12 protein-coding genes, 1 other RNA gene and 1 riboswitch are annotated in these 11943 nt (G+C 61.6%); of the genes, 7 read left to right on the top strand and 6 right to left on the bottom strand.

Annotated elements, in window-relative coordinates; genetic code table 11:
- Positions 1-102: 102 nt before the first annotated feature.
- Positions 103-1950: a DNA polymerase III subunit gamma/tau gene (locus ACR0DO_RS18335; protein WP_480560931.1), complete on the bottom strand. Its 1848-nt coding sequence runs from the start codon at positions 1948-1950 to the stop codon at positions 103-105.
- 26 nt (positions 1951-1976) lie between these two features.
- Between ACR0DO_RS18335 and ACR0DO_RS18330 the strand changes: the two genes are divergently transcribed.
- Entirely contained in the window at positions 1977-2480 is a 504-nt protein-coding gene (locus ACR0DO_RS18330; protein WP_480560930.1) for a protein-tyrosine phosphatase family protein, read from the top strand.
- A gap of 1 nt (position 2481) precedes the next feature.
- On the opposite strand, the gene ACR0DO_RS18325 is transcribed toward ACR0DO_RS18330, so the two are convergent.
- Together ACR0DO_RS18325 and ACR0DO_RS18320 are read right to left on the bottom strand one after the other, a co-directional pair.
- Positions 2482-2889, bottom strand: coding sequence for a hypothetical protein (locus tag ACR0DO_RS18325; RefSeq protein WP_480560929.1), 408 nt, complete (start codon positions 2887-2889; stop codon positions 2482-2484).
- A complete protein-coding gene (locus ACR0DO_RS18320) occupies positions 2886-3014 on the bottom strand; it encodes a hypothetical protein (RefSeq protein WP_480560928.1) in 129 nt (42 codons plus the stop codon). The genes ACR0DO_RS18325 and ACR0DO_RS18320 overlap by 4 nt, the downstream gene beginning before the upstream one ends.
- Positions 2972-3192: riboswitch (cobalamin riboswitch) on the bottom strand. Its footprint overlaps the gene before it by 43 nt.
- 133 nt (positions 3193-3325) lie before the next feature.
- Here ACR0DO_RS18320 and ACR0DO_RS18315 point away from each other — a divergent pair.
- On the top strand, positions 3326-4183 hold the full coding sequence (locus tag ACR0DO_RS18315; protein ID WP_480560927.1) for an alpha/beta hydrolase family protein: 858 nt from the start codon (positions 3326-3328) through the stop codon (positions 4181-4183).
- Positions 4184-4222: 39 nt separating this feature from the next.
- On the opposite strand, the gene ffs is transcribed toward ACR0DO_RS18315, so the two are convergent.
- An RNA gene (gene ffs / locus ACR0DO_RS18310) (signal recognition particle sRNA small type) lies at positions 4223-4321 on the bottom strand.
- Between the two features lie 39 nt (positions 4322-4360).
- Positions 4361-6208, bottom strand: coding sequence for a bifunctional 2',3'-cyclic-nucleotide 2'-phosphodiesterase/3'-nucleotidase (locus ACR0DO_RS18305; RefSeq protein ID WP_480560926.1), 1848 nt, complete (start codon positions 6206-6208; stop codon positions 4361-4363).
- Positions 6209-6416: 208 nt separating this feature from the next.
- Between ACR0DO_RS18305 and nudC the strand changes: the two genes are divergently transcribed.
- Genes nudC through ACR0DO_RS18290 form a run of 3 tightly spaced genes read left to right on the top strand, consistent with a single transcriptional unit; the run spans position 6417 to position 8383 of the window.
- Entirely contained in the window at positions 6417-7397 is a 981-nt protein-coding gene (gene nudC, locus ACR0DO_RS18300; RefSeq protein WP_480560925.1) for an NAD(+) diphosphatase, read from the top strand.
- A gap of 39 nt (positions 7398-7436) precedes the next feature.
- On the top strand, positions 7437-7904 hold the full coding sequence (locus tag ACR0DO_RS18295; protein ID WP_480560924.1) for an SRPBCC family protein: 468 nt from the start codon (positions 7437-7439) through the stop codon (positions 7902-7904).
- A gap of 11 nt (positions 7905-7915) precedes the next feature.
- Positions 7916-8383, top strand: a complete 468-nt coding sequence (locus ACR0DO_RS18290) for an N-acetyltransferase family protein (protein ID WP_480560923.1) — start codon at positions 7916-7918, stop codon at positions 8381-8383.
- Between the two features lie 10 nt (positions 8384-8393).
- On the opposite strand, the gene ACR0DO_RS18285 is transcribed toward ACR0DO_RS18290, so the two are convergent.
- A complete protein-coding gene (locus tag ACR0DO_RS18285; RefSeq protein ID WP_170673234.1) occupies positions 8394-9227 on the bottom strand; it encodes a prephenate dehydratase in 834 nt (277 codons plus the stop codon).
- A 119-nt stretch (positions 9228-9346) separates the two neighbouring features.
- On the opposite strand from ACR0DO_RS18285, the gene ACR0DO_RS18280 reads away from it, so the two are divergent.
- Both ACR0DO_RS18280 and ACR0DO_RS18275 read left to right on the top strand, forming a co-directional pair.
- Positions 9347-9856, top strand: a complete 510-nt coding sequence (locus ACR0DO_RS18280) for a c-type cytochrome (protein ID WP_170447208.1) — start codon at positions 9347-9349, stop codon at positions 9854-9856.
- Positions 9857-10030: 174 nt separating this feature from the next.
- On the top strand, positions 10031-11935 hold the full coding sequence (locus ACR0DO_RS18275) for an extracellular solute-binding protein (protein WP_480560922.1): 1905 nt from the start codon (positions 10031-10033) through the stop codon (positions 11933-11935).
- Positions 11936-11943: the final 8 nt, after the last annotated feature.

The following is an 11943-nucleotide window of genomic DNA, read 5'->3' as shown; positions in this document are numbered from 1 at the left end:
GCGCGGGCAAAGCCCGCGCTGCCGGGCCCAAGGCCGCTCAGGGATATCGGCGACAGCCGATGGGCCGTGGCGGGCGCGGGAGAATTTCGGAGAAGGTTTGCGTTAGTCCTCTTCGAACGGATCCCACTCGTCTTCGACCTCGGGCAGGGCTTCGGTTTCGACTTTCGCGGCCCGCTGCTCAGGGGTTTCGATGCTTTTTATCCGGGCTTTGGGAAACTGCATGAGCACAGCCTGAACCAGAGGATGTTGCTCGGCCTGAGCTTTCAATGCCAAATCGGCTGCGTCCCGCACTTCGGCGATGGTTGCGGCATCTCCGTCGGCGACGATTGACACCGCCCAGCGGTTTCCGGTCCATCGTTGCAGCGCCGTGCCGAGCCTTTGGGACAGATCCGTCGGTGCGTTGTCCGTTGGTGTGAACTCGATCCGACCGGGCGAATAGGACACGAGGCGCACGCCATTCTCAACCTCGACCAGCAGTTTCACGTCGCGGTTCGTTCGGATCAGTTCGACGACATGGTCAAAGCTGGGATACCGCGCAAGGGCTGCCTGGGTTTCTTGAGCCAGCGCGGCTGTGGGTGTTCCGGCCGGACCGCGCGCGGTTGAGGTATACGTAGCATGAGCAGGCGCAGGGGACGGCACGGCCATGCCGCCGCCGGGGCCTCCGTTTGGTGGCGGCGGCGGTGCGTCCTGCAACCGTTTGATCAGTTCCTCTGGGCTGGGCAGGTCGGCCACATGGGTCAGACGGATCACTGCCATTTCGGCGGCCATCATGGCGTTTGGCGCGGCCGAGACCTCTTCCAGCGCTTTCAGCAGCATCTGCCACATCCGGGTCAGAACCCGCATCGGCAGGGCCTCGGCCATCTGCACGCCGCGGGCGCGTTCGTCTGGCGAAACGGTCGGGTCTTCGGCGGCATCCGGGGTGATCTTTACGACCGAGACCCAATGGGTGATCTCGGCGAGGTCGCGCAGCACGGCCAGCGGGTCGGCGCCCTCGGCATATTGCGCGCTCAGTTCGGTCAGGGCGCCCGCCGCGTCGCCGCGCAGGATCATGTCCATCAGGTCCAGCACCCGGCCGCGATCGGCCAGACCCAGCATCGCGCGCACCTGATCGGCACTGGTTTCTCCGGCCCCGTGCGAGATCGCCTGATCCAGCAGAGAGGTCGCATCCCGTGCCGACCCTTCGGCGGCGCGGGTGATCAGCGCAAGCGCGTCGTCGGCGATCTGGGCATTTTCGGCCGCTGCGATCTTGCTGAGCAGGCCGATCATATCCTCGGGCTCAATCCGGCGCAGGTCAAAGCGCTGACAGCGTGACAGCACCGTCACCGGTACTTTGCGAATCTCGGTTGTGGCAAAGATGAACTTCACATGCTCGGGCGGTTCCTCAAGCGTCTTGAGCAGCGCGTTGAAGGCGCTGGTCGAGAGCATGTGAACCTCGTCGATGATGTAGATCTTGTAGCGCGCACTAGCCGCGCGATAGCGGACGCTGTCGATGATCTCGCGAATATCGTTGACACCGGTGCGGCTGGCGGCGTCCATCTCCATCACGTCGACGTGGCGGCCCTCCATGATGGCCACGCAATGCTCGCACTGGCCGCAGGGTTCCGTGGTCGGCTTGCCTTCGCCATCGGGGCCGATGCAGTTCATGCCCTTGGCGATGATCCGCGCCGTGGTGGTTTTGCCGGTGCCGCGAATGCCGGTCATGATGAAGGCCTGCGCGATCCGGTCGGCCTCGAACGCGTTTTTCAGCGTGCGCACCATGGCGTCCTGACCCACAAGGTCGGCAAAGGTTTCCGGGCGGTATTTGCGGGCAAGAACCTGATAGGCGGGGCTGGGCGTGTCGGTCATGTCTGCTCTGTCGGATTCGGGTTCCGATGCAGCGTAGAGACCCCCGCCGCCCGCGTCCACATCCCGCTTGGCGAATTTCCGTTTGCGTCGCAGTTTATGTACCATAGACGCATAGGCAGGAGGGTTATCACTTGAGACTGTTCGCAATTCACGCCGTGCAGGTGGGCAACGGCACGGTTGCTCTGTCGCCATTGCCAGGGCGAGCGGGCAACTATCGGCAGGATTTTCACATCATCCGCGACTGGCAGCCCGATCTGGTGATTTCCATGACTACCGAGGGTGAAATGCTGCAGGAGGGGGCCGCCGGATTCGGCGACGACCTGCGCGCCGCGGCAATCGGCTGGGCGCATCTGCCGGTCACGGATTTTGGTGCGCCGCCGCCTGAGGTGCAGGCCGCATGGCCTGAGGTCAGCGCGGCGGCGGCACAGGTTCTGGCCCGCGGAGGGCGCGTGTTGGCACATTGCCGGGGTGGCTGCGGGCGGTCCGGGATGATCGTCCTGCGCCTTATGGTCGAACACGGCGAACGCCCCGAGGCAGCGCTGAAACGCCTGCGCGCCGTACGGCCCTGCGCCGTTGAGACTGACGGCCAGTTGGACTGGGCCGCACAGGCGGCCAGCACCCGGCCTTACCACTAGTTCAGAGCGCCGCGTGCCGTTCCGGCCGCACGACCGGGCTTTGCGCAATGACCGAGGCCTCGAGCATCGCGCAGGGCGGTGTCGGCAACAGCTTGGCCGGGCGTGTGGTGAATTCAAGGCAGAACATCATATCTGCATAGTCGTCCAGCGTTTCGATCGCGGTGTCGGCATCGGTCCCGCAAAACACGCGAATCTGTTCCGCCTGTGCACGAAACCGTGCGAAACAGCCCTGAGCGCAATGGGCCAGTTCGCTGCTGCCCTCAACTTCGAAATCCGGGGTGGTCGCCGGTGCAGCGGCCTCCATCGCCTGCACGACGGCGCGGGCCATCTGTGCCAGGGCCGGGCAGGTCTTGCCGGTTTTCTGGCACACGGTTGCGGTGAATTGATGTGTCTTCGTCTTCCAGATCATGATGCGCCCTCCGCGCGCAGGACGGGGGCGTAGATCAGGTGTGACAGCGTGCTGACGACCTGCCCGGACACCCCGCCCGAGTTTCGGTTTTGCTTCGATGGCAGGTCTCCTGACTTGCGGGTCATCGCTTTGCCGACCTTCCCAGCCTTTCGGCCAGTGGTGTTTCGGCATTGCTCACCGCTTACAGTTGCGGGGGCAGTCGCGGCCTTGGTTCGTTCCGGCATCACCGGGCAGAACCGCACCGTGTTCCCTTTTCATCCCGCCCCGAGATCGGGGTCGAGAACCATCAAGCCATCGCTAACGGGTGCGGGCGACCCGAGTCAAGCGGGCAATTTGCGTGGCCAGGTGGACGTATGGTCATAGTTGACTTGCGGACGGAAACACGGCGGACTGGAGAAAGTGAACCAATCGGTTCAAAAATCCCGGAGGCCGCACCATGCTGGACGCAACACAGACTGTTTCGACCGAGGATTTCCAGTTTCCATCATGCGCGGGCACCTTATCCGCACGTCTGTATATGCCGGCATCGGCGCCTCGGGTGGCGGTGGTCATTCATGGCGCAACGGGCGTGCCGAGGGATTACTATCAGCACTTTGCCCGCTGGCTGGCCGAGGCGCAGGGGATGGCCTGTCTAACTTATGATTACAGTGATTTCGGCCATTCGCTGACCGGGCCGCTGAAGGCATCGCGGGTCAAGATGGCCGATTGGGCCCTGATCGACATGCCAGCTGCCCGGGCTGAAATGCGACGCAGGTTCCCTGACGCGCAGCAGTGGAGCATCGGGCATTCCGTCGGCGGGATGCTGGGGCCAATACAACCCGATATCGATCAGATCGACCGCATGATCTGTGTTTGCTCTGGCCCGGTGACGGTGTCGGACCATCCCTGGCCCTACCGGGCGCTGGCATTGCTGTTCTGGTACGGCCACGCGCCGCTGGCGGTGAAAGCTCTGGGCTATCTTCCGGGCAAGGCGCTGGGATTCGGGGCCGATCTGCCGGCAAGCGTCTATTGGCAGTGGCGGCGGTGGTGCACCGCGCCGCGCAACTACCTGCCCGAGATCGGGATCACTCTGCCCGAGGCGCGTTGGGCGCAGTCGGAGACGCCTGTGGATCTGTTCACCTTCGAGGATGACGATGTGGTGCCGCCGAACGCGGTGTGGCGGCTGGCCGATCTGTACGGGCCGCACGCGCGCCGCCATCTGTTGTCACCTGCTGAATTCGGCCTGTCCGAAGTGGGCCATATCGGAGCTTTCGCCCGCCGCAACGCTGCCCTCTGGCCCCGGCTGATCGCATGATACTGCCGGGTCCGGCGTTTTGCATTCTCTGTGAGGAAGAAGTGAGAGGTTGGACATCGACCCAAGCGGGGCTCGTTGTGGCTGCTTCCTTCCGGACCTGACCAGGTTGGCGAGGCGCTCGCCCGCGCCAACCTCTCATCGGTCGATATAGGCAACGGGCGTGGAAAAGACAACCCGTCAGAGCGTCAAACGGATCAGCAAAAAGCCTTCTTCGTCTTCTCCGAGTAACTGTGGGCTGTATTTCTCAAGCTCGGCAATGTGATCGTGGGCCTTTGGGCCGGTCCGGAGCAAGGTTGTCGCCCCGGATAATGGCGCAAACCGAAAGGCGCGGGGCGCGTGTTCCAGCGGGTCGCGCGGCAGGGCGCCCGAGAAATAATCTTGCAGGATGCGCTGGACGGGTTGAGCCGGCACCGGAATCGGTTCGGCCCGGTCGACAAAGGGGAAATGCCCCCCTCCATTGACGCGGTAATTGTTCAGCGCCACGACAAAGCGCTGGTCCGGGGTCACGGGGCGCCCTTCGAACTGGATGTCGTGAATCCGGCGATGCGCGGGGTCGGTCAGGCGACCGGCGGCGTCAAAGCGCGATGGGTGCGACAGGTCGATCTGACAGCTCAGCCCCTGCAGAACATCGAAATTATGCCCGGCGCGGCTGGGGTCGACCAGATCGGTTTCGCGGCCGGGTTCGATCTGATTGAACAAACCTGCCGACATTTCCAGCCAGTCGCCAATCTGCGCTCCGTTGACGACAACGGCCTGCAATTCGTTGGGAAAGACATACAGGTCGTTAATGTGGCGCAGGAAAACCTGCCCCGGTGGCACATCCGTGAAAAACCGCGGCCCGGCGCGTCCTCCGAATTTCGAAGGTGCCACTGCAGATAGAAGCGGCAGTTCCGCAAAGGGTGTCCCTTGCAGGTAGGGGCGCAGGGCCGCCGCCTGCGCCGCTGCGGCCAATGCAAGCCCTCTGTCCGGGGCGCAAAAGCTGAAATAACTGTGCAGATGCTGGTCGGTCCGGCCCACCGGCTGCGCCGTGTGACGGCGTGTTTCCGAATGACCCTTGGCGAAGAGGCGCAGCAAATCGGGATCTTCTTCAACGGGCTGGGCCTCGCTGTCAGGCACCGCCGGGTAGATCGGGCGCAATTCGGTGCTGTGGTCCTGAATCACCCACCCGCCGTCCTTGATCCTGTGCAGCTTCAGATCAATCACCCCCAGATTTGATCCGGCCGGACCCGGCATGACCACCGGTTTTCCGTGAACCCGCCCTTGGACTGCATCGACATGATCCAACCCCTCATGCGCGGGGCCGGGCAGCGTCAGGTGGGAATGCCCGGCGATCACGGCGTCGATGCCATTGATGGCGGCCATCGGGATGACAGCGTTTTCCATATCGGGTTCCGCTATGGGCGACCCCAGCCCGGTATGCGCCAGCGCAAGGATCAGATCGCAACCCTCTGCCTGCAAGTCCCGCACCTTGGAGCGGGCGCAGGTCAGGATGTCGTCCAGAGTGACCCGGTCCTTTAGCCGATGGGCCTCCCATTTTGCGGTTTGTGGGGGAAGTACCGAAAACAGGCCGATCTTCAGCGCAACCTGCTGGCCCTGGCACTGGGCCGTGCGCGTCAGGATGGCATGGCTTTGCCACAGAGGATCGGCGTCCTTCCGGTGCACGCTGCTGCATACCACCGGGCAGGGGGCATCAGCCAGAACGCGATCCAGAACCTCCAGCCCAAAGCTGAAATCATGATTGCCTAGCCCGATGGCGTCATAGGCCAGATCACCAAAGGCCCGCATCAGGATATGCGGCGCATTGGCCGGTTCCGCAGCCCAGTCCCCGATCGGAGTGCCCTGTAGCGAATCTCCGTTGTCGAACAACAGAACCAACGCGCCAGCCGCCATCGCCTCATACCGCGCGGCCCGGATCAGGCTGGCGGTCCGTGTGAGCCCGATCGTGGGTTCCGGGGCGTCCGAGTAATAGTCGAAGCCGCTCAGGTTCATATGCAGATCGGATGTCGCCAAAATCCGTATCTTCAATGCAGGGCTTGGCAGAGGAATGGAGCGTGACAAATTTCTACTTTTGGCAGTTATATGTTAAGCATTTTCCCCAAAAAGTATAATAGGTGCAACATATAACGCGTGACTGCGATCATTTGACGGCCTTCGGTTTCCGGGTGTTTGGAATTGCCATTGCAACGCTGCTGCAGCCGTGGCAGCCCTGTGCCAAAGACCCAAAGGAACACTCATGAAACACGCGGAACTTGTGACGTTTGGCGGCTCGGGCCTGGAGCGTGCGGCCCATATCCGGGGGGATGCGGAACAGCTGGCACAGATGCGCGCCCATCCGCAAGCGTCCTGCATGCTGCTTTGGCGTGGCAAACCGCTGGTTCAGGGCGAGGCGCTGGATCGGCTGGGCCTGATCCCGATGACCCATGATCTGGTCGCAAACGGGCCGGGCGGCAGCGTTGAGGAACCGGTGTTTCTGGGCGTCTCGGACGGATCGCCGGTTTTTGCACTCGATATCTCGAACTGGTCCCCCGAAGGTTTGGACATGTCGCAGTTGGGGGCGTTTGTCGATCGGACCGAGCAACAGCATCCGGACCTGCCGCAAGGCCATGTCTTTGCTGAACTGCGCCGGATCATGACCCGCCTGTCCACCCGCGATGCGGAATTGGCCGCGGCGGCCAAGGCAGTGATCGGTTGGCATGAAACCCATCGGTTTTGCGCCCGCTGCGGCGTCGCCAGCGAAATCACACAGGCCGGGTGGCAGCGCAGTTGCCCGTCCTGCGGCGGGCAGCATTTCCCGCGCACCGACCCTGTGGTCATCATGTTGATCACGCATGGGGATTCGGTGCTGATGGGGCGGTCTCCGGGCTGGCCCGAGGGGATGTATTCGCTGCTGGCCGGTTTTGTCGAACCCGGAGAAACGCTTGAGGCTGCGGTCCGGCGCGAGGTGATGGAAGAGGCCGGGGTACCGGTCGGTGCGGTCAGCTATCTGTCCAGCCAGCCCTGGCCGTTTCCGGCCTCACTGATGTTCGGCTGCGCAGGTGAGGCGCTGTCGCGTGAGATCACCATCGATCCGGTGGAAATCGAGGATGCAATGTGGGTCAGCAAGCCCGAGATGATGCAGGCCTTTGCCGGAGAGCATCCGAGGCTGTTGCCAGCCCGCAAGGGGGCTATTGCACATTTCCTGCTGCAAAACTGGCTTGCGGATACGCTGGACTGACAGATACTGAGCCTATAGCGAAGAGAACCACGAAACGTCATGCAGTTTACAGCGCGCGAAGACATCGACGCCCCCATCAACGCGGTATTCGAAATGGTCGCCGATTTTGAGCGGTTCGAGCGCATGGCCATGCGTCGCGGGATCGAAGTGCGGCGCCTGTCGGGCCATATGGGCGTGGTGCCGGGCACGCAATGGGAAACCGAGTTCCAGCTGCGCGGAAAGCCCCGCCAAATTGCAATCGAGATGGCCGAGTGCGACCCGCCGTCTCTGTTACGGTTCGACGCTATCAGCAAAGGCATGAACGGGGTGACGATCATTGAATTCCTGGCCTTGTCGCAGCGCCGCACCCGCCTGAGCGTCGACATGTCGCTTGCCGCCCGATCTCTGCCCGCGCGGCTGTTGCTGCAATCGCTGAGGCTGGGTCAGGCGCGGTTCCGGCGGCAGTTTCAGCTGCGCCTGAACGAATTCGCTCGTGAAATCGAAGAACGCTACCTACATGGCACCTGAGGGGGCGAGCAATGGGTGATCTGATTATCCGGCAAGCAGGGCTGGACGATGCCGAAGGAATTTCCGAGGTTTTGCAAGAGATCGCGGCCGCCGGCAAGCGCAGCAGGCCCAGTGATTTGAGTTTTGCGACCGCGAACTACCTGACCCACCCGGATCAGCTGCGGTGTACCGTGGCGGTTCGGGGCGGCTGCGTTCTGGGGTTCCAATCCATAAAGATTGCGGTCGAAGGCAACCCCTACGGTGCGCCGGTGGGCTGGGGCGTTATTGGCACGCATATCCGCCCCTCGGCCGCACGTCAGGGCATGGGGCGGGCTTTGTTTCGTGTAACATTGGAGGCTGCGAAAGCGCGGGAACTGGCTGCGATTGACGCGACTATTTCGCGCAACAACGCCGAAGGTTTGGCTTATTACTCAGCCATGGGCTTTGTTGATTACAGGTCGCACCACGGCGCCGTGTGCAAATCCTATACCGTCGATTGAGCCTGCTGGCTTACCCGCGCGGCTGCGCGGCCGGGTAGACGCCCAGCACTTCGACATTGGTGGTGAAGTGCTCCAGCTCTTCCATGGCCAGTTGCACGTTGCGGTCGTCCGGATGGCCGACGATATCGGCATAGAACTGAGTCGCGGTGAATGACCCGTCGACCATGTAGCTTTCCAGCTTGGTCATGTTGATGCCGTTGGTGGCAAAGCCCCCCATCGCCTTGTACAGCGCCGCCGGGATGTTTCGCACCTGAAAGACGAAACTGGTGATCATGCCGTGCGGTCCGCGCCGGGATTGGTCCGCCTCTGGGGACATGATCAAGAAACGGGTGGTGTTGTTGTCGTGGTCCTCGATGTGGCGGGCCAGAACGTTCAAACCGTAGATTTCCCCGGCCAATTCGCTGGCCAGTGCCGCCGAATGCAGATCGCCCTGTTCCGAGACCTCACGCGCTGCGCGGGCGTTGTCGGGGCTGACGCGTCCGCGGATGTTGTGTTCCTTCAGAAACCCGGCGCATTGCGGCAGCAGGACCAGATGCGAATGCGCCTCGGTGACATCGGTCAGAGTCGCGCCGGGTACCGCCAGCAGATTGATGTGCACGCGCACGAAGGCCTCATCGATGATATGCAGCCCGCTGTGCGGCAGAAGGCGGTGAATATCGGCCACCCGGCCATAGGTGGTGTTCTCGACCGGCAGCATCGCCAGATCGGCGTCGCCGGACCGAACCGATTCGATCACATCTTCGAACGTGCGGCAGGGCAGGGCCTCCATATCGGGGCGCGCATTGCGGCAGGCCTCGTGGCTATAGGCACCGGGTTCCCCCTGAAATGCGATACGATTGGTCATTTGATCGATTCCGTGCAACAAGTTCCAGAATTGGGCGTTTAGTCGCGGTGTCTATACCTTGCCTCTTGCGAGGGGAACCCTTAGACACCCCGCAGACAGCTGAAATGGACACGCGATCAATGTTCGACACGATGACAGTTACCAAGGCCGCCGCAGGCCTGTTTGGCACCTTCCTGGTGCTGCTTCTGGCAAAATGGGGCGCCGAGGCGCTGTACCATGCCGATGGGCATGGCGAGACGGCCTCTTATATCATCGAAACCGAAAGCGCGGGTGAAAGCGCCGACGGCGAAGAGGTGGTATTCGAAGACATGCTGGCCGCCGCCGATGCGGAAAAGGGCGCGCGCGTCTTCCGCAAATGCTCGGCTTGCCACAAGCTTGAAGATGGCGCCAACGGAACCGGCCCCTACCTGTACGGCGTCGTGGATCGCCCGGTCGCCTCGGCGAATGGCTTCGGCGGCTATTCGCCTTCGATGCAGGCCCATGGCGGCAACTGGACACCGGAAGCACTGGATGCATTCCTGACGAACCCGAAAAGCTATATCTCGGGCACTTCCATGAGCTTTGCCGGCCTGAAAAAACCGCAGGACCGCGCCGATCTGATTGCTTATCTGCAGACCATCGGCAACTGATCCTGTGATCAACCGCACTGAATTTCAAAGCCGCTGCCCCGCGCAGCGGCTTTATTTTTGCCTAACGACATCTTCACAAAGCGTTCACGCATTCTAAACTTGAACCTGACAGTGCTGGTCATTTAGCTGGCACGCATAAGATTAAAGGCAGAGGCCAAGCAGGGGATGAGCAAGATGAGATCCAACAGAGTATCCGTTCAGGCGCGTGCATTGGATTTCAGGGGTTGGGCTTATACGTCAATGCTGGGGCTGTTTCTGGTCCTGTTGGCGACGGCGCAGCTGTTTGCCGAAGAAAAGATCATCAAAAGCTACGGGTTCTCTGAGTTCAAAGATCTGAAATACCCCGAAGGCTTTGCCCATTTCGATTATGTGAACCCGGACGCGCCGCGCGGAGGAGAGTTGTCCTATGCCGCACAGGGGACGTTTGACAGTTTCAACCCCTATACACGGCAGGGCCGGGCAGGTGCCCGGTCTGCAGATCACTACGAAAGCCTGCTTGTCCCGTCTTATGACGAACCTGCATCCTATTACGGCCTGCTGGCCGAAAGCCTAGAATACCCTGAAAGCTATGATTGGGTGATTTTCAACATCCGGCCGGAGGCACGGTTTTCCGACGGCACGCCGGTGACGGCCGAGGATGTCGTCTTTTCCCACAATCTGCTGCTGGACCAGGGGCTGAAATCCTATGCCGACGCAATTCGCTTGCGAATCCCCAAGGCCGAGGCGCTGGATACCCATCGCGTGAAGTTCTATTTCTCGCCGGACTTCCCGCGCCGGGGCCGGATTTCGCAAGTTGGGGCCACGTCGATCTTCTCGAAGAAATGGTTCGAGGCAGACCCCGAAAACCGGCGGCTGGACAAGTCGCGGCTTGATCCGGGCATCGGCTCGGGGCCTTATGTTCTGGACAGCTATGACATCAACCGGCGCATCGTCTACAAGCGCAACCCCGACTATTGGGGGGATGACGTCAACGTAAACGTGGGCCGCAACAACTTTGACACCATCCGCATCGAGTATTTCGCCGATTCCATCGCTGCGATGGAGGGTTTCAAGGCGGGCACATTCACGCTGCGGCAGGAAAACAACTCCAAAAGCTGGGCAACGGCCTATGATTTCCCGGCGATTGCAAATGGCGATGTGGTTCGGGCCGAGTTGGAAAATGGCAACGTCCCGTCAGCGTCGGGCTTTGTCATGAACCTTGACCGCCCCAAGTTCCAGGACCCCCGCGTGCGCGAGGCGGTCCAGTTGGCCTATAACTTTGAATGGACCAATGAAAGCCTGCAATACGGGTTGTTCCAACAGCGCAGTTCGTTCTGGGAAGGAACGCATCTTGAGGCAACCGGCCTGCCCGAAGGGCGCGAGCTTGAGGTCCTGCAAGAACTGGGCGACGCGCTGGACCCGGCAATCCTGACCCAGGAACCGGTCTCGGCGCATGAATCCAAGCCCGCACGCCAGAATGACCGCCGCAACCTGCGCAAGGCGATGAAGCTGCTGGACGAAGCTGGCTGGCTGGTTGGGGACGACGGCATTCGTCGCAACGACAAGGGCAAAGTGCTGTCTATCGAATTTCTGTCAGACCAGCCGACGCTGGACAGGCTCATTCAGCCTTTTGTCGCCAACCTTCGGGCAATGGGAATCGATGCGAGCTATAACCGGGTGGACAACGCCCAGTTCACCCTGCGCCGCAGGGACCGCGATTTTGACATGATCGTAGGCGGATACCCGAAGTCGTTGCAGCCTTCGACCGGGTTGTATCAGCAGTTCGGAACTGAGGCTGCGTCTTACTCGGTCTTCAACCCGTCAGGCGTGCATGGCCCGGACATCGAGCCGTTGATCGACAACATCGCGTCAGCCGAGGAGAGTGAAGAGCTTTTTGCCAATGTCCGTGCCCTGGATCGTGTCCTGCGGGCCAAGCGGATCATGGTGCCGACATGGTATCTGGGCAAACACTGGGTCGCGTATTGGGATATTTATGAACACCCGGATAACCTGCCGCCTTACGAGCTGGGTGTCGAGGATCTGTGGTGGATCAATGCAGAGAAAGAAGCCGAGTTGAAGTCCTCGGGTGCGTTGAGGTAATCCGCCCT

This window comes from Ruegeria sp. AM9 (assembly GCF_056540565.1).
This window is presented reverse-complemented; position numbering and strand designations above follow the sequence as displayed.